Genomic DNA, 20714 nt, shown 5'->3' with positions numbered 1-20714 from the left:
GACGCCTCCAGCACCATCCGCGCTCGCGCGGATGTGCTGGAGGCGTCGCCTAGTCCGGTCTATGGCGCCGCACTGCTAATGCGGTTTGGGTCTTAAAGCCCATCGAGGGTTCAAATCCCTCCGCCTCCGCGCACCACCCGAAGCCCCGGCCCACCAGCCGGGGCTTCGCCCGTTCCACCGGTTTTCGGAACGTTTCCGCAGGTCGGAGCGGGTGTGGCCAATGGATTTCACCTGGCGCCGCAGGTCATGTAATGTTGTTCTCGCAACGCCGACGGGGCAGAAAAGCCCGGGAGGCAACACAAGGGGCCAACACCCCGGGTGAGCACTCGTAGCTTAACGGATAGAGCATCTGACTACGGATCAGAAGGTTGCAGGTTCGAATCCTGCCGAGTGCACAGCAGCTCAGAGGCCCTCAGGAGAAATCCTGAGGGCCTCTGGCGTATGCCGTACAGCAGCGAAGTACAGCAACGGGCGAACAGGTCCGGCGTCAGCCGGTGCCGCCCATCGCTTCGGAAAGCCTGCCGATGGCCGCACGCACCTCTTCCTCGCTCGCCTCCGCGTAGACCTCCATCGTCATGGCGATCTGCGAGTGCCGCAGGATGCGCTGGGCGATCTTCGGGTGCACCTTGAGGGCTACCAGGAGCGAGCTGCACGTATGCCGGGTGTTCCGCAGCGGGATCACGCGGAGGCCGGCCCGGCGGGCGCGTAGCGCGAACATGCGAGTGAGATTCCCGGGCTCGATCGGCGTCCCGTACTTCGTGGTGAAGACCAGGTCGTGCCGGTCCTGCCAGAGATCACCCGCCGCCTTCCGGTCCCCGGTCTGCTGGGCGCGGCGCATACGCAGGGCCTTGAGGCAGAGCGCGGGCAGAGGAAGGAAGTCGTCCGACTCCTCCGTCTTGGTCTCGCGGTGGAGGATCTGCCGTCCGGCCCGCTGGATCTGGTGATCCACGTACAGTTCGCCGGTCTCGAAATCGATGGACTTCCTGGTCAGACCCAGCACTTCACCTCGGCGCAGCCCCAGGCAGAGGACCAGCACCCAGGCCGCGAACAGGTGGTCGTCGCGGGCTAGGCCGTCGGCGAGGAAGTGGCCCGCCTCGGCCACGGACCAGGGCTTGATCCGGCGGCGGCGTGGCTTGGGGACCTTGACCAGGGAGGCGACGTTCTTACCGATCTCCTCTTCGGCCACGGCGTGCGACAGGGCGGCCCGCAGCGCGTCGCGCGCGGCTTGGATCACCCGCCGGGAGGGGTACGCCTCGCAGCAATCACCGGCGGCGCAGCAGCGTTGCCGACTCGGTGAGCGCTTGGCGTCCTTGCCCTGGGCGCAGCACTGGCAGATGCCGGCCAGCTTGGTCAGCCACTCGCGCACGTCCCGCACGGTGAGCTTGTCGAGGCGCTTCGTGCCGAGGTGGGGCGCGATGTAGAGCCGTACGGAACCTTCGTACGAGACGTAGGACAGCGGGGCGAGATTCGGTTTCACGATGGAGTCGAGCCAGTACGCGAGGAAGGCGTCGAGGGTGCGGTGGCGGGTCGCCACAGGGCCCTTCTTGGCCTCCGTGTGGAGTTTGATCCACTTGTCGTGCACGTCGTCGCGGGTCTTGCCGTAGACGTACTTGCGCTTGCGTTTGCCGTCGGGGGTGTCGACCCAGACGTACGCGGCGAAGCCGTTCTTGTACGGGTAGATGGACCCTTCGCCGTTACCGCGCTTCCCGCTCATGCGGCGTTCTCCTCTGCTGCGGTGGCGACGCGCTGTACGTACTCGTCCACCCAGGCCGGGAGGATGCGGCGGTTGCGGCCGACCTTGACCGAGCGGATCTCGCCGGTGAGGACGAGCGTCTTGGTCTTGGAGAGGCCGAAGCCGAGCATGAGGGCGACCTCGGCGGTGGTGTGCCACTTGGGAGTGATGGCGACCGTGGTCATCGGGACGGTTCTCCTTCGGTGCGGTCGGCGTGGAGTTGGCTGGTGAGCCAGGTTTCGCCGCGTGTGAGGCCGCTTCCGGCGTAATCCCAGCGGGAGAGGACGAGTGTGGAGGGCGCGGGGGCGTGGGCGTCCTCGCCGCGTGCGAGGGCGGCTTGGAGGCGCTGCCATTCGGCGCGTGCCTGGCGGAGGGTGGAGAGGGTGGTGGAGTAGCGGCGGGTTTTGGTGGAGAAGTGGCCCCGGAAGCCGAGCATGTGGGCCCAGGCGCGGAGGCGGAGGTGTTCGAGGTCCGGGCGGGCGCCGAGTTCCCAGCAGGTGCGGACGAGGCGGCGGGCGTGGTCGGTGAGGTCGGTGTGGGCGAGTTCGGCCAGGAGGCGGATGCGGTGGTCGAGGGTGCCGGTGGCGGTTTCGGCGCCCTTGGTGGCGTACTTGGCGATGTAGCCAGCCACGGCGCGGTCGGTGAGTTCGGTGCCACCCGCGAAGTCGGCGCCCCGGATGGTGCGTACGTCGAGCTGGTCGCCGAAGGCGAACGTGTGCTCGCGTCCGTCGAGGACGGGGCCGGAGACGCGTGCGGTGCGGGCGGCGGATGTGATGGCCTCGGTGAGGAGTTCGGCGGTGGCCCAGGCCGGGGGCGGGGTGGTGCCGCCGTCGGGGCCGTCGAGGCGGATGACGGCGTGGAAGTGGACGGCGCCGCGCCGCTGGTACTCGGCGACCTTGGCGAAGGAGACGCGGGCGTACTGGCGGAAGGCGCGTTGGGTGAGTCCGGCGCGCTTGGCGATCTCGCGGCGCAGGTAGATGGAGAAGCGCCGCCACAGGGCCCCGGCGTGGGCGTTCCAGAGCACCGCGGCTTCGTAGTCGTACGACTGCGGGGTGAGTGGGGTGCCGAGGGCGGGATCGTCGGCGGGGTGGGCGGTGCCGCAGCGGCAGGCGGGGCGGCCGGATGGGCGGTTGTGTACGGGGCCGAAGCCGGGTGCGGTGAAGGTGGCGAAGACGCGCGGGTGGGTGGCGACCTGTTCGGGGGTGCCTTTGCCGCCGCGCAGTCCGGCGGTGATCAGGTGGTAGGTGTCGCGGCGGTAGGTCTCGGCGCAGGAGGGGCAGCGGGTGGTGCGGCGGTTGTTGCACCGTACGAGGAGCTGCCCGGCCGGGAGGGCGGTCGAGTCCAGGTGTCGGACGACGGGGCCGATCTCGCCGGTAGTGGTGTCGAGGTGGTGTTCGGTGCGGTGGCCGGTGAGGCGGATGGGCCGGGTGCAGCCGCCGAGGGTGGCGAGCTGCCGCAGGAGTCCGGGGAGTTGTCCGTAGGTGGCGAGGCGGCGCAGTTCGGTGCGGGGCGGTGCGGTGGCGTGCGCGAAGATGGTGCTTCTCCTTGGTCTGGCGTTCGGTCGGGCGGAGGAGATGGAGGTCGGCCGGGGCGGCGGATGCTTGGCGGTATCGAGGCCGCCCCGGTGGGCTGTCCGCGACATGGGTGGGGGAAGTTCGATGGCGGATTGGGTCCGGTTGACGGCCGGTCTTGTGGTCGGTGGCGGGGCGCTGGTGATCGCGTTCGACGTCCGCCATCTCGGGTTGCGTTTCTACGACCTGCTGGCGGAGTGGTCGCCGGGAGGCGGTCTTGATCCACGGTTCTCGCCGGACGTGTTGAGGGGGATCGCCGGGGTGCTCGGGGTCGTGGGTCTCGCGGTGACGGGCGTGCGAGTCTTCGGCATGCTCTGAGAGCTGTTACGGCTGGTGAGGGCCGTTGACGATGTCGACGCCGGTCTTGGTGCCGGAGTCGATGGCGGGGGCCAGGAAGGTCTGGTTGAGGTGGAAGCCGAAGAGGGCGACGACCCCGACGACCCAGAGCCGGACGCCGAGGAACTTGATCGCGGTCCAGGCGATGACGCCGAGGACCAGGACGAGCGGCAGGGAGACGGTCATGGGCGGGATCTCCTGTCGGGGGATTGCGGCGGGCGGTTCAGCGGGCAGGGCAGCGGTGGGTGCGGGCGGCGAGTTCGGCGGCGGCGCGGGAGTCGTAGTCGGCGGAGAATCCGCAGCGGGGCGCGGTGCAGGCGGCGGTGTGCTTCTCGCGGCCCCGGTTGTCGTACGAGCTGCCGATCTGGACCGGGCCGGTGCGGGTCACGTTCTTGAAGCGCTTCGGGCGCATGATCAGTTCGTCCTTTCGCGGGTGCGGGCACGGGTACCGGTGCGGTCGGGAGCGGGGTAGCGGCGCAGGATGGTGGCCGCGTCCGTGGGGTCGGGTGTCTGTCTGGCGGCTTCCTCCGCGCACAGCCGGGCGAGTGCGGGCCGGTCGGTGCGTGCGAGGTGATCGGCCTGTGTGAGTAGTTCGGCCGGGGTCTGGCGGGCCATACGTGCTTCCTTTCAGGTGAGTTGGGCGGCGATCTGCCGTGCGAGGGCCGGTGGGACGCCGAGTCGGGCGCGCAGGGTGTCGGCGTCGATGGGCTCGCCGGTCCGGTCCTGGTGGGCGGTGGCCACCTTGCGGGCGTGCTCGACCAGGGCGGCCGGGACGGCGGTGGGAGCGGGGACGAGGGCCGGTTGCGGCGGCGAGTCCCGTGCGGACTCCGTGGCCGGCTCGGGTTCCACGGCCAGTTCGGGCGGCTCGGCGACCGGCCTCGGCTCGTCCTCGGCGGGAACGGACGCCGGAGCGTGGGCGAGCAGTGTTCCGCCGAGGAAGGCGACGGCGGGCCATCCGGCGACGAGGATGCGGAGCCATGCGGGTACGGCGTCGAGGTCGAGGAGTCCGGCGGTGGCGACGTTCGCGCCGAGGGAAGCGATCAGCGCCGTGAGGAACCAGCACCAGCCCGAGACCGTCGAGCGCCCCGAGCGCAGTCGCCGCCAGGCCGCGACGAGCAGCAGGTCCACGGAGACGGGGTAGGCCCAGGCTTTCCAGCCGTGTTGTCCGGCGGCTTCGGCCAGGTCGTGCAGGTGGGCGAAGGAGAGGGCACCGGCGATGACGGCTTGGATCAGTACGGCGTCGATCCGGGCCAGTTGGCGGCGCATCGTGTGTCGCCTCCTTTCTCGTGCGGGCATGGCGGGGGTAGGGAGTTGGCGCGGGAGCGGTCGCGCCGACCGGTGGTGAGGTGGGTCGGGGGATTCAGCCGGTGGCGGGGCGCGGCGTAGTCAGGGGCACGGGCTGTTCCACCGGAGACGTGACGGCGACGGGCCGGAAGGGCGCGAGCGCGGCGATATACGGGACCAGCGCGGCGGTTTCCCGGCAGACGGCGGCGGCGTCGCTCAGGGAGAGGTACGGCGTACGCATTCGGGTCCAGCCGCCGGACGTGTCTCCGGCGACGGCGAGGCCGGGCCGTTCGGGGGCGATGGCGCAGGCGGCGCCGACGGCTTCCGGGGCGATGTCGCCGAGCGCCATCTTGGCCGAGGGTTCGTCGTTCACGCGGTGGCAGACGCGGCCGGAGAGCTGCGCGCGGAGCATGGTGGCACCCTTGCCGAGTTCGGCGCCGAACCGCTGCCCGCAGACCTCCAGGTAGATGGCGGCGGCGCGGCCGAGCTGGGCGAGGCGGATGAGCTGGGTGACCATCTCGTCGCGCCGCTCCTCGTCCTTCCTGGTGGAGACGAGGAAGAGTTCCGCCACCTCGTCCACGAACAGCACGATCGGTGTCGGGCGCTCGTTTTCCGGGAGTCCCCAGACGTCCGAGGTGATGTCCTCGGCCGGGGTGCCCGGGGCGATGCTCTGCCGGGCCCTGATCAGGTCGTACCGGTCTTCCATCTCCTTGACGAGTACGGGCAGCAACTCCCTTGCCTCGTGCGGATCGGTGGCGAGTGCGGACAGGCGCGGGGCGAAGGGGGCGAGTTCGACGCCGCGTTTGCAGTCGATTCCGGCGAGGGCGACGGGTTGGTGGGCGAGGCCGGTGATCAGGTTGCGCAGGTACATGGACTTGCCGGACAGCGTTGCGCCGAGGGTGAGTTGGTGCGGGACCGTCAGGTAGTCGCGTACGAACGGCACAGCGTCCTCGCGCAGAGCGACCGGTATCCGCAGCTCAGCCGCCGTATCCGCCTTGGGCATGCGGACGCGGGTCAGTACGTCGAAGCCAACCAGGCGCAGTTCGACCACGCCCGGCTTGACCGGGGCAACGTATACGGCGTGAACGCCCCAGGCGTGGCGCAGGCGTTCGGCGGACGCGGCGAAGTCGGCCGGTTCCTGGCCGGGTGTGAGCCGCAGCCGTACCCGCAGGCCGGTAGCAGTGGGGCGGAGCAGGCCACGGCGGGGTGGAATGGCGCGTATCTCCCGTCGGGTGGCGGCCCGGAGCGCCATGACCCGCAGCCGCGAGGGGGCGACGGTCAGGCCGCAGGCGTCCATGACCGAGCCGTACGAGGTCAGGAGCCGGATCACGCACAAGGGCAGGCCCAGGGCGCACCAGTAGAGAGCCGGAAAGCGGGTCCGGGCCCAGACGGCGCCGCCCCCGAGAGCGACGAGCGGACCGCCCACAAGGACGAGTGTCAGCAGGTCGACAGGCATCTCAGGCACCCGCACCGACCACGGCACCCGGGAAGGCACCAGCGGTGACGGCGGCGGCGCGGTAGGCGATGCCGTGACGCTGCTGTCCGTTGAACACCGACTCCCAGGGCCGGGCCACCAGCCCCGGCAGCGACACCGGAGCCCCCAGGACCAAGCCGTCAGTGACACCGCTCTCGGGAACGGTGACGTGGATGAGCGCCGACTCGCCCTCATCGATGTACACGACGCCGACCTTCATCAGCGCCTCACCGCTCACCGCGTCCTTGGCGATCTCGCCGGTCTGGCGGTCGCGGACCTTCGGCTCAGGGGTCTCGGTGAGCAGGATCGTCGCGGTGGAGGTCTCGACTCGGATGGAACGCACGGGATGTATCTCCTCGGATAAGCCTCGACTCAGGATGCATACTCATCTATACAAGATGCGTCCGACGTCGAGGAGTTGCAGGAACGTCAACCACTCTGCCACACATCTTGCCCACTCGTCTATACGAGTATGCCTCTCGGTGTGTACGAGTTCTGAGAAGTGCGCTCCCCCGAAGGGTTCGTCAGCATCCCGTGCACTCCAAGCCGTTATGTAGCGGGCAGCTGGTAACTCAGCACATAGGCATCTGCGGCCATGACCGTGTCGCACACCTCCACGGCGCGGCCCTTGGTGTCGAACGCGGTACGGATCAGATGGATGACTGGTACGCCGGAGGCGAGTTGGAGAGTCTTGACCTCCTGCGGCGAGGGCATGCGCGCCCGGATCTCCTCCTCGAAGTGGTCGAGGTGGTGGCCGAGTTCTTCGAGCCGGGCGTAGATGCCACCGGGGCCGGGGTTGGGCTGGGCGATCGGGGTATCGCGGGCCAGGTCGAGCGGCAGGTAGGACACGGCGAACTCAACCGGCCGCCCGTCCAACAGATATCGGCGCCGCCGGGCCAGCACGCGCCGAGGGGCGCCGAGACGGGCGGAGACATCTGCGGTCGGCCGCTCTTCCTTGACCTCCAGGTTGTCGACCTCCGGGCGACTGCCGGCCGCGTCAGCCTCCACGATGAACGCGGACTTCCCCTGCTCTCGATGGCGCCGGGCGAACCGGTCCGAAGCCAGACGGCGAACGGGCGGGCGCGGCCGGACAAAGACCCCCTTGCCGTGCTCGGACGATACGAGCCCTTCGCTCTGGAGCATCGAGAGCGCGTTGCGCACGGTCATACGGGAGACGCCGAAGTGCTCGACCAGCTCCGATTCCGAAGGCAGCTTGGAACCCTCGGGGAAACTGCCCCTGTCGATGGCATCCCGCAGCTGGTCAGCGATCTGCCGGAACACCGCTCGGTCGCTGGTCGGGTCCAGCGAGCCGAGCACGCCGGAAGGAAGAGCGGCCATCTGTACTCCTTTGGATATCTAGACAAGAGTCTGAGTCCTCTTGCTACGGTGATGAGCCTAGCCAGCTCTATGGACGAGGAACGCCGAAAGTGACCACTGCCGAACGCCCCCACTCGGTGAGCGTCGCCGGAGTGATCGTGGACGACCACGGTCGAGCCCTGTTGATCAAGCGACGCGACAACGGGCACTGGGAACCGCCGGGCGGCGTGGTCGAGGCCGACGAGACCCTTCCCGACGCCTTGCAGCGAGAAGTCCTGGAAGAGACCGGAATCAAGATCGCTCTCCCGGCCGCTCTGACCGGTGTCTACAAGAACATGACGGGCCTGATCGTCTCGCTCGTCTTCCGCTGCCAGGCGATCGAAGGCCAGCCCACCACCGGCGACGAGACCAGGGCGTTGCGCTGGGTCACCCGCGACGAGGTGACGGAGCTTGCCGACGAGGCGTACGCGATCCGCGTACTCGACGCCCTGGACGCGGTATCGCCACCGGCCGTCCGCGCGCACGACGGCGTGAAACTCGTCTAGCACCAACCAACGGTCCATGGCCGCCCACCAGCGTAAAGGAACTTGTATGCACGAGTATATGAGCAGGGTGCGGGTCTGGGGGCTGACTTGCCCAGGATTCTCGGAAGAAGTGGGACGGGCCCGCCGCTGGACGCGCGACATCCTCACCGGCCACCCCCGCGCCGACGATGTCGCGGTGATCGTGAGCGAACTCGGCACGAACGCGCTCCTCCACACGGCCAGCGGCGGCCGGACCGGCGTCTTCCACGTCTCGCTCGCCCTCTCCGAGCACGTGGTGGCCATCTCCGTCACCGACGCCGGCGGCTCCAACACGACCCCGAAAGTGACGTACGCCGACCAGGACGCCCAACACGGCCGAGGACTCGGCATGGTCAACACGCTCGCCCACACCGTCGCCATCCACGGCAACGGCCGGGGCCACACCGTCACGGCGGAACTCCTCACCGGCCTGCCCGGAGCCCACCCGTGGTGAAGAACGCGGGAGAACGCCCCTTACCCGCATCGATCCCGAGTACGGCCTACTGGTGCGAGGCCGCCGCCCACACCCCCGACAGCCGCACCATCTGGCTGAACTCCCATCGGGCCAGCAGCCCACGCCTGGTGCTGCGATGGCTGTGCGCCCGCGCCCAGGACGTCACCGACCAACTCGACCAGCCATACGCACAGCCGGGCCACCACTGGCTCACCGACGAAACAGAACACGAACGAGCCCGCACCGCCCTGGCTCACGGCCAGACCTTCGTACTCACGCTCTACGACGACACCACCCGCTACGTGCTCTCCGCCCGCCCGGCAGGAGGCACCTGTTGACGAAGCCCGCGCCTCTCCTCACCGACGGCTTCCGCTGCGAATGCTGGACCCACGACCCAGCAACGGGCCAACCCCGAAAGCAACTCGGCTTCCTCGACGTCGAGACCGCACACCAAGCCGTCCGCTGGATCCGAATCGCCGCCCGCACCCTCGCCTCAGCTTTGGACGACGACGCCTTCACCGAGATATGGGCTTGGCTGTCCGACGACCACCAAGACGCCCTCCAGGCGCTCAGCAAGGGCGAGCCCTGCACCCTCACCGTCCACGACAGCCGCACCGCCATCCAATGGACCGCCCACCCGATCCGCTACCTCAAACTCGCAACTCGCCAGGGCATCAACCTCCCAGCCTGCATGGAGGAGTACGCCCAGCCCCAAGAGCAGCGTGAGTAACAACTTTCTCTACGGTTTCAAGGCACCCGGCTGCGCTCCGCTCCGCCGGGCGCGCTTCCCGGCTCTGGCTGCGCCCGCGCTCCTGCCTTCGGCCCGCTCGGCGCTGCCGCCGCCGACGCGCGCCCACAACTGGGATAGGCCCGGGGCATGAGACGAGAACCCAAGCCCGCGGCTTCAAGACGATGCCTCCGGCGGGGGCGCTCAGACTCCGGGATGGACGGGGCACCGTTCGCGACTGCCGGCCGGAGCGTGGCGAGCGCCGTGGGGGCTCCCATCCCGACCACCTTCGACCCAGGCAGAGCCGAGCAGTCGCGGCCCAGGGCGTCAAGGTCGTTCGTACAGTGGCGCGCTCCACCTTGACGCCCTGAACCACGACCGCTCCACGGTGTGTGGGTCGAAGGCGGACGGGATGGGAGCCGAGGTGAGTGGTGGGTTGAGGATTCTTGAGCGCAGCGCAGTCCACCTCACCTATTCTGGCAACAACCCTCCGGCGGACAGGAAGCCTCATGCGCCTTTTCCCCACCAGAAGAGTCAAAAGCATTGACGAAAAGTTCACTGATTATGTCGCGAGGGAATTGGGTAATGCAAAAGATCTCGATGTGACCGAGGAGGCACTCCAACGCTTTGCGCAGGCCGCCGTAGATCCCTTTACTGACAAAATGGGAGAAAAGGTCGCAGAGCTAGTTTTGGCTAATTCTAGAGCATTCCGCCGAAACGCGAAGCAGGATCGAGGCTTCGATCGAAGGCTTAAAAAGCGATGGGGAGTGGCGTTCAGGGTCTTCCAGATTGCGCAAGCTTGTGCGCAGGAGGCGGGTGAACGTGCGTTGAAAAGAGAGATAGATGGTTTGACGAGCGAGCAGCAGGCGTGTCGACACGCGCTGATCGAGCTGCATGCCAAAGCGTGCCGAGTCACAGGAGAGGTCCATGCACTCCTGTCCTGCGGGTTTCCTGAAGGCGCGCTAGCCAGGTGTAGGACGCTGCACGAGTTTTCAGTGACTGCCAGCGTGATCGGAAATTCTATGGACGATGCAGCGCACAGGGATCTGGCCCAAAGATTCCTGGATCACGAAATCATTGCTAATCTGCGCCAGGCTAAGCAGTACCAAATGGACCATCGATCACTGAATCTCTCCCCCGTGGAGGATGGCCTAATTGAACGTCTAGAGGAACGGTACGATGAGGTGATCGCCAAGTATGGGGAGGAATTTAAGCGCGAATATGGGTGGGCTAAGAAGTACTGCCCTGATGACAACTTTCGCGCCCTGGAAGGCAAAGCGGGCATGGCTCACATGAGAAGCTACTATCAATGGGCGAGTGGCGAAGTCCACTCGGGCGCAAGAGGAGTTCGCTTGAACAGTTCTGAATTTAGGGGGCAGCGAATTCTGCGTGTCGGAAAAACGAATTCTGGCTTGGTTGAGCCTGCATCCATGGCTATGAATTCTCTGTATCAAGCAACTGTTGTCCTGTTGGTTAAAGGTGCGGGGGGTGAAGTAGATATGGCCGACCTCGTCTCGATGAAGGCGCTTGAAGTCCTACGCAAGAAAACTTTCGAAGAATTCTCTGCCGCGCAAGCGGTGGTGGATCAAAGCGAAGAGAGATTCTCCCAGAAAGAGTAGGGACTACTTGTGATCCCCAAGCACTTCACGAGCCTGTCGAGTAAATTTAATTCGACTTTCTATGAACCTCATGTCGCTATTTTCCTGATCGCTTGACGCTAGATCGAACAAAGCTTGGGTTGAGTCCGGATAGTCCTTTACTATCTTTTCTGCGATTCGAATCAGGTCGGAAAATTGGTAATAGACATCCTCTGCATGCTCGCCCAGCTCCGGAGGGCCGGCTAGCATCACGAAGTTAGCGGCGTGTTCGACTTCGTCTTCCAAGGTACGCGATCGAGTGAATGCCTCACTGCCTGACTGGCGCAACTCGACAGGGTTTGATCTCCAAATGGCTTCGTGCGCCGCCGAGGCTCGTCGCAGAAGGGAAACCATCTGTGAATAGATCTCCCTTCGGGCTTGCTGTGAAACATTCCGCCTCTGCTCCAATCGGTCGAGCTCACGATCGGAAGAGTTGCGACGGGCTTGGGCAAGGGTAAAAAGGCCCGCGACTACAACACCACCAAGCGCCCCGCCAGCACCGATAGCGGCAGCTATAAGTTGTGACATGCCGTGATTCAAGCACGTTGGCCACCAGAGGAGCCGACCTTTCTGGTGAACACACAGTCACGCAGGCCGCACCGGCGAGTCAGTGACGGGTGAGAGGTGAGTGTCTAACTGCGTGACAACGCCGACGAACAAGGGCGAACGGCCGTGGACGTCTGCGGACCATCAGCGCAGGTGAGAGCAGCAGCAGGCCTGGGCAACTTCCCGAACCAAGTTGCTTCGGGACGAAGAGGTCACCGCTCAATACCCCGACAGCGTGGCTGAGGCCAGTGGGGGTACAGCGAGGCACACGCGTGCGTGATCGGTCGCAGCCCCCGCCGTCGTGGCTGACTGTCGTCAGCTGAGGTACAGAGCTTCAGGCTTCCCTCTCCCTCGGCTCCGTTCAAGGGGAGGGCGTGAAGCCGGCGGATTGGTCGAGGTGGAACGGAGGGCCTGGAGCCGTCGGAGTCCAACCCTCCCGGAGAGCAGAGCGAATGGCCTGGGCAACGCCGGACGGCAGTACAGGCGTGGCCAGGAGGCCGATCCAGTTGCTCGGATGCGGCTGGTTGGTGGTGACCACGAGCATCATGCCCGGGGTGTCCGCATGCTCGACCGCGAACGTGCACGGCGCCCAAGCCAGCCCCTGGAAATACGTCGGCCTGCCTCGCAGCCGCCAGCGATAGGCCGTGCCGTCGACAACAATCCGTCGTGAGCCCTTGTTGACCAGTGCCATGACTCCCCCTCAACAGTGTCGATGCTAGTGAGCCTGGCCCTGCCCTCGCTCGTATTTTCCGTCTCATTCAGCGCCGTTCACAGCCGTTCAGGCGGGGCCGGAGAGGCAAAGAATCAGACGCCCAGCCGTCCATGGACGCAGGTGAATGACCCCGTCCGAGACGCCCTGGACCACCACCGCAGTTGGAAAGCGTGTTGGCGGTGCACGGGTTCAGCAGGCGTCTGGTCATGTCAAGCCTGTTGAGATTGACGAACACCAGTACATGCCACCAGCCTGCTGCCGTCCGCGTCGAGAAACACCATGAAGATCCACACCCCGTCGGCGGTCTTGATCTGCCCCAGGCGAACCGGTCGGCCGTATAGGTCGAGGCGTTGCACGGCCCAGGCCAAGCCGGAGGTCTCGATGTCCTTCCGGACGGTGTGACGGAGTCGGCGCCTGTAGACCGTCGCTAGCGACTTCGGTGACGTCGTCCCGTCCCAGACGACGTAGGGAGCGCCGGCGCGGAGTGCAGCCAGAGCGGCCGACGACGTATCGTCGCCACCACCGAGCAGCCGTTCGAGCTGTTCCCGTTCCATGTCCACACCCCCGGTCGGGATCCTGCTGTACAGCAACGAGGTACAGCAACCACAGCAACCCTCAGCGGTCAGTGGTGGCCCTCAGGCGGTCAGCAGGAGTCTGTATGAACGTCGTTGACCGATCTCTGTAGAGCTACGGATCAGAAGGTTGCAGGTTCGAATCCTGCCGAGTGCACAGCAGCTCAGAGGCCCGATCGGGAAACCGATCGGGCCTCTGGCGTTTCCCCGTGCAGCGGCGAAGTGCGGCAAGGGGTCCGGCGGGGTGCTTCTCCGCGGTGAGGCGGAATGCTTCCTGGACCAGGATGTGCCCGGAGACGCGGCGGAGGCGTTCGCCGCCAAGTTCGAGTGGGACCCGCGCGCGGCGGAGGGCTCCTTTCTGTACGTGCGTGTCGTGCCGACGAGCGTGCGCGCCTGGCGCGGGGAGCCGGAACTGAGCGGGCGGGTCATCATGCGCGACGGGACGTGGCTGGGGTAGCGGCCGTCCCCGCGCGGCGCGCCTCTCCCCGCCCGCTCCGTACCGGCGGCCCCGTGGCGCGCCTACTCGCTCACTTGCTCGGTTCCGCCGCGCAGGCGAGGTCCCGCGCGGGGCGTTCCCCGGTGGTCAGGAACGTCGTCGCCGCGTCCTTCGCGCACGTGTTGCCGCCGTACGGGTAGACGCCGTGGCCGCCCTGGTCGGCCGTCACCAGCGTGGCCCGCCCGTCGAAGGCCCGGCGCAGTGCGCGGGCGCCGGTCAGCGGCGTGCCCGGGTCGCGCTCGTTCTGCACCATCAGCACGTTCGACGGGCCCTGTCCGGTGATGCGCACCGGCGGTTCGGTCCGCTCGCGCGGCCAGAACGCGCAAGGGTTGACGCTCGCCGTCGAGCCGCCCAGCATCGGGTACCTCACCCGGTCGACGGCGACATTGCGCTGGTACTCCCGGACCGTCCCCGGCCAGCGCGAGTCACCGCAGACCACGGCGAAACGTGCGGCCAGCAGGTTCTCCACGTCCCCGGTCAGCTCCGGGAGCGGCAGCTCCCCGCCCGTGTCGACCGCCCGCCAGAACTCGGCGAGCCGGGGAAAGGAGCCGTCGCTGTAGAGCTGTTCGAAGGTGTATCCGCGGAGCGCGATCCCGTCGAGGCCCTGGACCGGCTTCGCGTCCAGCCGTTCCACCAGCTCGTAGAACGTGGCGGTGACCCGCTGCAGCGCGGAGCCCAGGCCGTACTCGGGCCGCTCGGCGGCGAACGCGGCGAAGTCGGGGAAGCGGTCCTCCATCCCCCGGGCGAGCAGCCGCATGGCCGTGACGTCGTAGCCGCCGGGACCCAAGTTGCTGTCGAGCACGATCCGGTCGCCGCGCCTCGGGAACAGCGTCGTGTAGACCGCGCCGAGGTAGCTGCCGTACGAAGCGCCGAGGTACGACAGCTTCGGCTCGCCCAGGGCCGTCCGGAGGCGGTCCATGTCGCGCGCGGTGTTGGCGGTGGTGGTGTGCGGCAGCATCCACGCCGTCCGCGAGCCGGCGCACTGTTCGGCGATCTTCCGCGCGTACCCGACCTCCCGCGTGACGTCGGCCGCGGTGTGCGCGTACGGCGGGAAGTTGCCGCGCCACTGCTGCTCCTCCGTCAGGTCGCAGGTCACCGGCGTACTGCGGCCCACACCGCGCGGGTCGAAGCCGATGATGTCGTAGGAGTCGAGCACCTCGCGCGGCAGCCCCGAGGCGGCGAGGACGGCCGGGTACGTCAGGCCGGAGCCGCCCGGACCACCCGGGTTGGTCAGCAGGACGCCGCGCCGCCGCGACGGCTTCTCGCTCGCCAGCCGGGAGACGGCCACCTCGATTCGCCGCCCGTCCGGATCGCGGTAGTCCAGCGGGACTTCGAGCGTCGAGCACTCCAAGCGGGGCGCGGAGGCCCCCTCGGGGCACGGACCCCACCGCAGAGTGCCCGGCGCCGGTGCGGTCGGTGGGGGCGGTGTGGCCGCCGACGCCGACGCGGGCAGCACGGTCACCGCCAACGCGGCGGCGGTGAGCGCGAGGGACAGACTTCTGCGCATGAGATGTCCTCCTGTGTGGGGGGTGCTTCGCGGTACGTGACGGCTTGACGGCATGCGACGGCTCTCCCGGGACGTGAACGAGTCTGTTCATCAGGAGCGGCCGGCACATCGGCCCGGCGGACCGGCCCGGCCCCGACCGCGGGCGAGGCGCCGGTTGGACCTGGGTCCAAGGCGCATCGGTCCTCGGGCTGATCCGCCGGTCGCGTGAGGTGGCGACAATGGCCCGGTGAACACGGACGTGATGCCGCGGCTCGGGGTGTGGCAGCAGACCTGGCGGCTGATGGTGGCCGCCGTCGTGGGCCTGCCGGTCTGGCTCTCGACCCTCGCGCTCCTGCGGAATCAGCCCGGCGACCCGCACTCCTGGACCTCCGTCGGCGATCCGCTGGTGGCCCTGGGCTGCCTGACGGTGCTCCTGTGGCGGCGGCGGTGGCCCCTCACGGTCGCTCTGACGGTCACGGTCGCCTCGACCGTGTCGGCGTTCGCCACCGGCGCCGCGCTGCTGGCGCTGTGCTCGGTCGCCACCCGCCGTCGCCCGGTGGAGATCGGGGCCGTCGTCCTGGCCTATGTGGCCGTGTCACAGCTCGTCATCGGGGTGTATCCGGTGGAGGGTTCGGACGAGGAGTTGTGGTGGGTCCAGGTCGCGGTGACCGCGGCCACCGCGGGGATCGCGGTGGCCGCAGGTATGGCGGTCGGGGCGCGGCGGGTCGAGGTGCGGTCCCTGCGGGAGCGGGCGGAGAGCGCGGAGCGGGAGCAGAGCGCGCGGGCGGCGCAGGCACGGGCCCTGGAGCGCAACCGGATCGCCCGCGAGATGCACGACGTCCTCGCGCACCGCATCTCCCTGGTCGCCATGCAGGCCGGGGTGCTCGACCACCGCGGTGACCTCTCGGCCGACGAGAGCCGCGTCCTGGTCCGGGGTATCGCCGAGGGCTCCCACCAGGCGCTGGAGGAGCTGCGGGAGGTTCTCGGCGTGCTCCGCGCCGACCCCGGCCGCCCGGAGCCGCCGCAGCCCTCCTTCGACCGGGTCCCCGACCTGGTGGCCGACGCCCGCGCCTCGGGTCTCGACGTCCGGCTCACCGACGGCGTGACCGGAACCCCGCCCGACGGCGTCGGAAGGACCTGCTACCGGATCGTCCAGGAAGCGCTGACCAACGCCGCCAAGCACGCGCCCGGCGCGGTCGTGCGGGTCACCCTGGACGGCGCCGGGGGCGGTACCTTCGACATCGCCGTCCGCAACGGACCGGCCCCCCTGCGCACCGCACGCCCACCGGCCTCCGGCTTCGGCCTGCTGGGTCTCGGCGAGCGGATCTCCCTCGCCGGAGGCGAACTCGACCACCGTCCCACGCCCGAGGGCGGGTATGTACTCACCGCACGACTGCCCTGGCCGGACGGCCCTGCCCACAGCCACGAAAAGAGCGCATGAGTGGAGAGCCGCCACGAACCCGGACGGCACGATTCCGGACGGCACGATTCCGGACGGCAGGATCCGGTACGTCATGATTCGGTACGGGTCGATCCGGTACGCCGCGATGCCGGACGCCGCGATCCCGTACGGGCCGATCCGGGACGCCACGATCCCCTACGGCCCGATCCCGTACGGATCGTCATCGTCGACGACGAACAACTCGTGCGCATGGCCCTGCGGCTCATCATCGACGGCGAACCGGACCTGACCGTCGTGGCGGAGGCGGCCGACGGGAACACCGCGCTCGCCGTGGTGGAAGAACAGCGGCCCGACGTGGTGCTGATGGACGTACGGATGCCGGGCCGGGACGGGCTGGACACGACCCGGGAACTGCTCACCCGGCCTACGCCGCCCCGGGTGCTGATGCTGACCACCTTCGACTCCGACGGCCTGGTGCTCGGGGCGCTGCGCGCCGGAGCGCTCGGGTTCGTCCTCAAGGACACCCCGCCCGCCCGCATCCTCGACGCGGTGCGGACCGTCGCGGACGGCACCCCTGTGCTGTCCCCCACGGCCACGGCACGGGTGATCGCCGCAGCCACCGGGCCGGGCTCCTCGCACTCCCGCGACCGTTCCCGGGAGGCCGCGCGCGAACGGCTGTCCGTGCTGACCGAACGGGAGCGGGAGACCGCCCGCGCCATCGCGGACGGACTGGGCAACCCGCAGATCGCCGAGCGGCTGCGCATTACCGTCGCGACGGTCAAGGCCCACACCGGCAACCTGTTCGCCAAGCTGGCGGTCGAGAACCGGGTACAGATCGCGCTCCTCGTCCGCGACGCGGAGGACTGAGCGGCGGGCTCGACCGCCCCGGGACCCGGTGCTCGACCGCCCCGGGACCCGGTGCCCGACCGCCCCGGGACCCGGTGCCTCCTCAGTTCCGCGTCCGGGGTGTCACGGAGTCTTCAGCGCCTTCATCGTGAAGTGCGAGGTGACGTTCTTGAACCCCGGGATGGTCATGACGTGCTGGCTGAGGAAGTTCTCATAGGCGATCAGGTCGGCGACAGCGGCACGTACGAAGTAGTCCGGGCTGCCGAACAGCCTGCGCAGCTCGACGACTTCCTCGGCCTCCGTCAGCGTCCGCTCGAAGCGCTCGACCGTCTCCGCCTCCTGGGTTTCCAGGCTGAGGTCCATGAGGACCTCGAAGGAGCGGCCCACGGCCACCGGGTCGATGACCGCCCGGTAGCCGGAGATGACGCCGTCGGCCTCCAGGCGCTGGACGCGCCGCAGGCACGGCCCGGTGGTGAGCCCGACGCGCTGCGCCAGCTCGACGTTGGTCAGCCGACCGTCCCGTTGCAGTTCACCGATGATTGCTCTGTCGATCGCGTCCACAGTGAAAGATTGCATGCCGGGGTGCCCGGTGCGCAATCTTCGCAACCACATGGCGAGGGTTTTTCGAGACGATAAGCAGATGAAACGAGATGCTCCGCCCGGTGCGGCGGCACGGCCGGAAGCCGCGCCAGCACTGGAAGCCGCGCCAGCAGCGGAAGCCGCGCCAGCAGCGGAAGCCGCCGGCCCGGCGGTGGCCCCTCCGGCCGCCCCGCGCCGACAGATCGCCGACGGCATCCGCGACTCCTTCTCCGCCGGACTCGGCATCTTCCCCCTGGGCATCGCCCTCGGCCTGCTGATCACGCAGGCGGGCCTGCCCTGGTGGCTCGCCCCCGCCCTGTCCCTGGCCGCGTTCGCCGGCTCCCTGGAACTGCTGCTCGTGGGCATGCTGGCCACCGTCACCCCGCTGGCCGCCGTCGCGCTGACGGTCCTCGTGGTCAACTTCCGGCACGTCTTCTACGCCTTCTCCTTCCCCCTCCACCTGGTCAAGCACCCGGTCGCGAAGGCGTACGCCGTCTACGCGATGATCGACGAGGTGTACGCCGTCAACGCGTCGCTGCCCGAGGCGGAGCGCTCGGCGCGGCGGCTGCTGGCCCTACAGATCGCCTGCGAGACCTACTGGGTGGGCGGCGGGCTGATCGGGGTCGGGCTCGGCGCGATGCTGCCCGCGCCGATCAAGGGACTGGAGTTCGCGCTGTGCGCGCTGTTCACCGTGCTCACGCTGGACGCCTTCCGCTCCCGGGGCGAGATCCCCTCGGTGCTGCTCGCCGGGGCCAGTGTCGCGATCGCGCTCGTCCTCACCCCGGACCTCGCCCTGCTCACCGCGCTGCTGCTCTTCGCCGCCCTGCTCCTCGTCCGGCACGCGCTCACCGCCCGCCGCCCCGGGACGGAGAGCGCCGATGCCTAGCACCTCGTACCTCCTGGCCGTCCTGGCGATCGCCTTCACCATCACCCTCGCCCTGCGCGCCCTGCCCTTCGCGGCGCTGCGCGCCCTGCGCGGTTCCGCGATGGTGCGGCGGCTGTCGGTATGGATGCCGGTGGGCATCCTCGCGATCCTCGCCGTGACGGCGCTGCACGGCACCATGGCCACCGACCCGCACGGGACCGGGTACGCGCTGCTCGCGGTCGCCGCCACCATCGGCGCCCATCTGGCCTTCGGCCGCCGCACGATCCTGAGCGTGGGCATCGGCACCACCCTCTATGTCGTTCTGCTCAACACCCTGTGATCAGCCTGAGGAGAATCAGCCGTTGAACACCGAAGCCTCGTCTACGACCGAAGTGCCGTTCCCCGACAGCTACTACGAGCGCATCACCGAGAACCGCTACAAGCCCACGCCCCACGCGAGCGGCGCCTGGGACCCCGACGAACTGCACTTCAGCCCGCTCGGCGGTCTCATCGTCCACGCCATCGACCAGTACCTGGCCGCCCGGCCGGAGACCGGCCTGGTCCTGGCCCGGATCAGTTACGACATCCTCGGCCGCCTCGCCCTCGACGAGTGCGAGATCCGGGTGGACACCGTACGGCCCGGCCGCACCATCGAACTGCTCGAAGCCGTGGTCCTCGTCGCCGACCGGCCGGTGGTCCTGGCCCGCGCCTGGCTCCTCGCGGGCGCCGACACCTCGGCCGTCGCCGGGGGCCCCGACGACCGGCTCACGCCTCCCGGGGAACTCGGCTCCTGGCCGATGTCCTCGGTGTGGCCCGGCGGATACATCCTTTCCCTGGACACGCGCCCGCTCGCCCCACCCCGGCCCGGCCGTGCGACCGCCTGGGTGCGCAGCCGCGTCGACCTGGTGGCAGGCGAACCCAGCACCCCGCTCGCCTCGTACCTCGCCCTCGTGGACACCGCCAACGGCATCGCCGTACGCCAGCCGCCCACCGCCTGGATGTTCCCCAACGTCGACCTGACCATCCACCTCCACCGCCAGCCCGTGGGCCCGTGGACCGGCCTGGACACCACCGTCACCTTCGGTCCCACCGGACAGGGGCTGACCAGCACCGTCCTGCACGACCTCGAAGGACCGGTCGGACACGCGCAGCAGATCCTCACCGTCCGCCCGCTGTCGGGCGGGTGAGCCCGGAGCGCGGGGTGAGGCGCGCGGGGCTCGATGGCGCGGACCGTACCGTGGTTGTGGCGACGAGCGGGACGGTGGTTGTGGCGACGAGCGGGACGGTGGTGTGGCGGTGGCTTGGCGGTGCGCGGGGATCCGGTGGGTCGGTGGGGTGCCCTCTTTGGGGTGGGTGCGCGGTGCCGAGCGGCGGGTGAGTCCTCTGGTGTACGGGCGTGACCTGGCGTTCCGTGCCGTCGGGGCCCGCGCCTGCGTGGGCGCGCGGGGGAACGTCTGTCCCGTGGGCGCGGCGGTTTCCGGGCGGTCCACGGGTGGGCGGTGCGCCGAGTGCGCGCGGCTGGAGCGGGCCCACTCCGTGGCGGCGGACACCGTGGCCGACGATCCGCGTACCTACCGCGTGTACCTCGCCTGGTTCGGGCCCGGGATGGTGAAGGTCGGGATCACCCGCGAGGAACGCGGGTCCGTGCGGCTGCTGGAGCAGGGCGCGGTGGCGTTCGGCTGGCTGGGCCGGGGTCCGCTGATGGCCGCGCGCCGTACCGAGGAGCTGCTGCGCAGCGCGCTGGGCGTGCCGGATCGCGTCCCGTACGCCGCGAAGCGTGCCGTACGGTCCGCGCTGCCGCGGCCGGAGGCGCGGGTGGCGGAGATCCAGCGGATGTACGAGGCCGCGGCGGGTCTGGAGGGGTGGCCGCCCTCGCTGGAGCGGATCGCGTGCGCGCCGGTGGACCACGCCGGGGTGTTCGGTCTCGCCGGGCTTCCGGCCGCCACGGGTGTGGTCGGCGAGCTGGTCGACGGCGGCCGTGTCACCGGTCGGCTGATCGCCGCCGCCGGGCCCGATCTCCACCTCGCCGCCGTCGCGGACTCCTCGGTGACCGTTCTGGACACCCGGCTGATGAGCGGATGGGAGCTGACCGGCGACTCCGTAGGCGGTGAGGGA

General features: G+C 69.0%; 27 protein-coding genes, 2 tRNA genes and 1 pseudogene. 15 read left to right on the top strand and 15 right to left on the bottom strand.

The annotated features are described in order from the left end of the window. Positions 1–38 precede the first annotated feature (38 nt). Both DVH02_RS24765 and DVH02_RS24760 read left to right on the top strand, forming a co-directional pair. A tRNA-Ser gene (locus DVH02_RS24765) sits at positions 39–129 on the top strand. A gap of 193 nt (positions 130–322) precedes the next feature. Beyond that, positions 323–395 (top strand) — tRNA-Arg (locus tag DVH02_RS24760). A 92-nt stretch (positions 396–487) separates the two neighbouring features. On the opposite strand, the gene DVH02_RS24755 is transcribed toward DVH02_RS24760, so the two are convergent. The 3 genes from DVH02_RS24755 to DVH02_RS24745 are packed head-to-tail and all read right to left on the bottom strand — an operon-like array spanning position 488 to position 3374. Beyond that, entirely contained in the window at positions 488–1714 is a 1227-nt protein-coding gene (locus DVH02_RS24755; RefSeq protein WP_114626043.1) for a site-specific integrase, read from the bottom strand. Next, the gene (locus DVH02_RS24750; RefSeq protein WP_114626042.1) at positions 1711–1917 is read right to left on the bottom strand and encodes a helix-turn-helix domain-containing protein; all 207 of its coding nucleotides are present in this window, start codon (positions 1915–1917) and stop codon (positions 1711–1713) included. The genes DVH02_RS24755 and DVH02_RS24750 overlap by 4 nt, the downstream gene beginning before the upstream one ends. Beyond that, complete coding sequence (locus DVH02_RS24745; RefSeq protein ID WP_233518442.1) at positions 1914–3374, bottom strand: replication initiator; 1461 nt, start codon at positions 3372–3374, stop codon at positions 1914–1916. The genes DVH02_RS24750 and DVH02_RS24745 overlap by 4 nt, the downstream gene beginning before the upstream one ends. A gap of 16 nt (positions 3375–3390) precedes the next feature. Here DVH02_RS24745 and DVH02_RS24740 point away from each other — a divergent pair, with 16 nt between their 5' ends. Further along, positions 3391–3621 carry a hypothetical protein gene (locus DVH02_RS24740; RefSeq protein ID WP_114626041.1) on the top strand — a complete coding sequence of 77 codons (231 nt, stop codon included), beginning with the start codon at positions 3391–3393 and terminating at the stop codon, positions 3619–3621. Positions 3622–3627: 6 nt separating this feature from the next. On the opposite strand, the gene DVH02_RS24735 is transcribed toward DVH02_RS24740, so the two are convergent. The 7 genes from DVH02_RS24735 to DVH02_RS24705 all read right to left on the bottom strand — a co-directional run bounded on the left by DVH02_RS24735 (position 3628) and on the right by DVH02_RS24705 (position 7735). Then, the gene (locus tag DVH02_RS24735) at positions 3628–3825 is read right to left on the bottom strand and encodes a hypothetical protein (protein ID WP_114626040.1); all 198 of its coding nucleotides are present in this window, start codon (positions 3823–3825) and stop codon (positions 3628–3630) included. Between the two features lie 37 nt (positions 3826–3862). Further along, on the bottom strand, positions 3863–4051 hold the full coding sequence (locus tag DVH02_RS24730; RefSeq protein WP_407697674.1) for a mobile element transfer protein: 189 nt from the start codon (positions 4049–4051) through the stop codon (positions 3863–3865). Between the two features lie 2 nt (positions 4052–4053). Then, positions 4054–4254, bottom strand: a complete 201-nt coding sequence (locus tag DVH02_RS24725) for a hypothetical protein (protein ID WP_114626039.1) — start codon at positions 4252–4254, stop codon at positions 4054–4056. A 12-nt stretch (positions 4255–4266) separates the two neighbouring features. After that, positions 4267–4905, bottom strand: coding sequence for a DUF2637 domain-containing protein (locus tag DVH02_RS24720; protein WP_114626038.1), 639 nt, complete (start codon positions 4903–4905; stop codon positions 4267–4269). A 94-nt stretch (positions 4906–4999) separates the two neighbouring features. Next, positions 5000–6379 (bottom strand): FtsK/SpoIIIE domain-containing protein, encoded by a 1380-nt coding sequence (locus DVH02_RS24715; protein ID WP_114626037.1) that lies wholly within the window; start codon positions 6377–6379, stop codon positions 5000–5002. 1 nt (position 6380) lies between these two features. Continuing rightward, a complete protein-coding gene (locus tag DVH02_RS24710) occupies positions 6381–6740 on the bottom strand; it encodes an SCO3933 family regulatory protein (protein WP_114626036.1) in 360 nt (119 codons plus the stop codon). Between the two features lie 206 nt (positions 6741–6946). Further along, positions 6947–7735 (bottom strand): GntR family transcriptional regulator, encoded by a 789-nt coding sequence (locus DVH02_RS24705; protein WP_114626035.1) that lies wholly within the window; start codon positions 7733–7735, stop codon positions 6947–6949. Between the two features lie 116 nt (positions 7736–7851). On the opposite strand from DVH02_RS24705, the gene DVH02_RS24700 reads away from it, so the two are divergent. From DVH02_RS24700 to DVH02_RS34900, 5 genes are all read left to right on the top strand, one after another. Further along, positions 7852–8259, top strand: a complete 408-nt coding sequence (locus tag DVH02_RS24700) for an NUDIX hydrolase (protein WP_114626047.1) — start codon at positions 7852–7854, stop codon at positions 8257–8259. Positions 8260–8305: 46 nt separating this feature from the next. Beyond that, entirely contained in the window at positions 8306–8731 is a 426-nt protein-coding gene (locus DVH02_RS24695; protein WP_114626034.1) for an ATP-binding protein, read from the top strand. After that, positions 8725–9069, top strand: a complete 345-nt coding sequence (locus tag DVH02_RS24690) for a hypothetical protein (RefSeq protein WP_114626033.1) — start codon at positions 8725–8727, stop codon at positions 9067–9069. Before DVH02_RS24695 ends, DVH02_RS24690 begins: the two co-directional genes overlap by 7 nt. Then, on the top strand, positions 9066–9461 hold the full coding sequence (locus DVH02_RS24685) for a hypothetical protein (protein WP_114626032.1): 396 nt from the start codon (positions 9066–9068) through the stop codon (positions 9459–9461). The genes DVH02_RS24690 and DVH02_RS24685 overlap by 4 nt, the downstream gene beginning before the upstream one ends. Before the next feature lie 506 nt (positions 9462–9967). Continuing rightward, positions 9968–11077: a DUF5677 domain-containing protein gene (locus tag DVH02_RS34900; RefSeq protein WP_147286122.1), complete on the top strand. Its 1110-nt coding sequence runs from the start codon at positions 9968–9970 to the stop codon at positions 11075–11077. Positions 11078–11080: 3 nt separating this feature from the next. On the opposite strand, the gene DVH02_RS34895 is transcribed toward DVH02_RS34900, so the two are convergent. The 3 genes from DVH02_RS34895 to DVH02_RS24675 form a co-directional block, all read right to left on the bottom strand. After that, positions 11081–11623: a hypothetical protein gene (locus DVH02_RS34895; protein ID WP_147286121.1), complete on the bottom strand. Its 543-nt coding sequence runs from the start codon at positions 11621–11623 to the stop codon at positions 11081–11083. 379 nt (positions 11624–12002) lie between these two features. Further along, positions 12003–12332, bottom strand: coding sequence for a hypothetical protein (locus DVH02_RS24680; RefSeq protein ID WP_114626031.1), 330 nt, complete (start codon positions 12330–12332; stop codon positions 12003–12005). 230 nt (positions 12333–12562) lie between these two features. Continuing rightward, complete coding sequence (locus DVH02_RS24675) at positions 12563–12907, bottom strand: hypothetical protein (protein ID WP_114626046.1); 345 nt, start codon at positions 12905–12907, stop codon at positions 12563–12565. A gap of 262 nt (positions 12908–13169) precedes the next feature. On the opposite strand from DVH02_RS24675, the pseudogene DVH02_RS24670 reads away from it, so the two are divergent. Continuing rightward, positions 13170–13382 (top strand): annotated as a pseudogene (locus DVH02_RS24670) (pyridoxamine 5'-phosphate oxidase family protein); the annotation flags it as partial. A gap of 70 nt (positions 13383–13452) precedes the next feature. Here DVH02_RS24670 and DVH02_RS24665 read toward each other — a convergent pair. Next, entirely contained in the window at positions 13453–14928 is a 1476-nt protein-coding gene (locus tag DVH02_RS24665; protein ID WP_114626030.1) for an alpha/beta hydrolase, read from the bottom strand. A 241-nt stretch (positions 14929–15169) separates the two neighbouring features. On the opposite strand from DVH02_RS24665, the gene DVH02_RS24660 reads away from it, so the two are divergent. Both DVH02_RS24660 and DVH02_RS24655 read left to right on the top strand, forming a co-directional pair. After that, complete coding sequence (locus DVH02_RS24660; protein WP_114626045.1) at positions 15170–16348, top strand: sensor histidine kinase; 1179 nt, start codon at positions 15170–15172, stop codon at positions 16346–16348. Positions 16349–16525: 177 nt separating this feature from the next. Beyond that, on the top strand, positions 16526–17176 hold the full coding sequence (locus tag DVH02_RS24655; RefSeq protein ID WP_199566403.1) for a response regulator: 651 nt from the start codon (positions 16526–16528) through the stop codon (positions 17174–17176). Positions 17177–17278: 102 nt separating this feature from the next. On the opposite strand, the gene DVH02_RS24650 is transcribed toward DVH02_RS24655, so the two are convergent. Continuing rightward, positions 17279–17731: an Lrp/AsnC family transcriptional regulator gene (locus DVH02_RS24650; RefSeq protein ID WP_233518441.1), complete on the bottom strand. Its 453-nt coding sequence runs from the start codon at positions 17729–17731 to the stop codon at positions 17279–17281. Positions 17732–17795: 64 nt separating this feature from the next. Between DVH02_RS24650 and DVH02_RS24645 the strand changes: the two genes are divergently transcribed. From DVH02_RS24645 to DVH02_RS24630, 4 genes are all read left to right on the top strand, one after another. Beyond that, positions 17796–18620, top strand: a complete 825-nt coding sequence (locus tag DVH02_RS24645) for an AzlC family ABC transporter permease (protein ID WP_114626028.1) — start codon at positions 17796–17798, stop codon at positions 18618–18620. Continuing rightward, positions 18613–18939, top strand: a complete 327-nt coding sequence (locus DVH02_RS24640; RefSeq protein WP_114626027.1) for a branched-chain amino acid transporter permease — start codon at positions 18613–18615, stop codon at positions 18937–18939. The genes DVH02_RS24645 and DVH02_RS24640 overlap by 8 nt, the downstream gene beginning before the upstream one ends. Positions 18940–18961: 22 nt before the next feature. Next, positions 18962–19786 carry a thioesterase family protein gene (locus DVH02_RS24635; RefSeq protein ID WP_233518440.1) on the top strand — a complete coding sequence of 275 codons (825 nt, stop codon included), beginning with the start codon at positions 18962–18964 and terminating at the stop codon, positions 19784–19786. Between the two features lie 103 nt (positions 19787–19889). Continuing rightward, positions 19890–20714 (top strand): DUF2797 domain-containing protein (locus DVH02_RS24630; protein WP_147286120.1); only part of this gene is annotated, 825 nt, incomplete at its 3' end.

The sequence above is a fragment of the Streptomyces corynorhini genome, from assembly GCF_003346515.1.
Lineage (GTDB): Bacteria > Actinomycetota > Actinomycetes > Streptomycetales > Streptomycetaceae > Streptomyces > Streptomyces corynorhini.
The sequence above is the reverse complement of the archived record's forward strand: the minus strand, read 5'-3'. Positions and strand labels throughout refer to the sequence as shown.